This window comes from Geminisphaera colitermitum TAV2, from assembly GCF_000171235.2.
GTDB lineage: Bacteria > Verrucomicrobiota > Verrucomicrobiia > Opitutales > Opitutaceae > Geminisphaera > Geminisphaera colitermitum.
The window spans coordinates 1-1,036 of record NZ_ABEA03000183.1; the positions used below are offsets into that span (position 1 = coordinate 1).

Annotated in this window: 1 protein-coding gene; it reads right to left on the reverse strand. The window is 65.5% G+C overall.

Translation table 11 applies throughout. The annotated features are described in order from the left end of the window. Positions 1-176 precede the first annotated feature (176 nt). Positions 177-983 (reverse strand): hypothetical protein, encoded by an 807-nt coding sequence (locus OBACDRAFT_RS21075; RefSeq protein WP_043588890.1) that lies wholly within the window; start codon positions 981-983, stop codon positions 177-179. Between the last annotated feature and the right edge of the window lie 53 nt (positions 984-1,036).

Below are 1,036 nucleotides of genomic sequence, written 5' to 3' on the forward strand. Positions count from 1 at the left end.
TGAAGGTGCCTGCTTCGCCAATGGTTAGCGCCGGGGTGCGCACGGCCAGCTTTTGGAGCGTGGCGAGGCGGGCGGCGAGGTTGGCGGTGGCGGGTTGTGGCATCGGGCGTGAGAGGTGGATCGGTCGGATCGGGCCGATGGGATTGAGCCGACCGATCTGGAATAGCGGCGATTGTTTAGATGTGCCAGGCGTTGGCTTCGAAGGCGCGCTGGCGGAGGATGATGTTGCGGAGGGTGTGGGCAACGGCTTCGTGATGTTGGGCATCGGTCCAGCCGGCAGGAATGGCGAGGGTGAGTTCGAAGGGCTGGCGCGGGAGGTCTTCAGCGAGCGAGAGTGGGCCGGTGATGGCGGCGGTGTGGCCGGAGGCGTCGCCCTCCCAGCGGACGGGCCAGGCGCCGAAGTCCTCGGAGTTGAGCAACTCAACACCGGTGTAGGCGGTGTCGTTGTCGGGCACGCGGAGGGTGACGGTGATGGCGTCGTCATGCGTGGTTTCGAGGCGGACGAAGCCGTGATAATGGGTGCCGCGGACGTCGAGGGCGAGGTGTTCGATCTCTTCGTGATCGGCGGCGGGGAGTGTCCAGGAGGCGGTGGCGAGGTCGCGGTCGTCACCGTGGATGAGGCCGAGGATGTCAACGAGGGGGAAGAAGGAGAGATTGAGGCCGTGGCCGATGTCGGGCTGGGTGGCGAGGTGTTCGATGAAGTGGAGGAGAGAGAGCGTGGTGCGGGGCTCGGTGTGGTCCCAGCCGGCATAAAAGGCGAGGCGGAGGGAGGCGTCGGAGGTGTGCGGGCCGAAGTAAACGAAGCGGGGAAGGGGATAGTGGCGTCCGCCGCGGTAAAAGGGACCAAGTGGCGAGGCGAAAACGTAGTCGGAGCGTTGCGCAATGCGATAGAGGCGCGAGAGGTGGGCGTGAATTATGGATTGGGGCGTGGTGCGGGGGGCGGAATGGGCGGGTGCTGCTACGGCGGTGATGGTAGTGGACATGGCGATACAGTTTAGTGATTGCAGTTTTCTTTCGCGCGAGGGGGGGGGGGGGG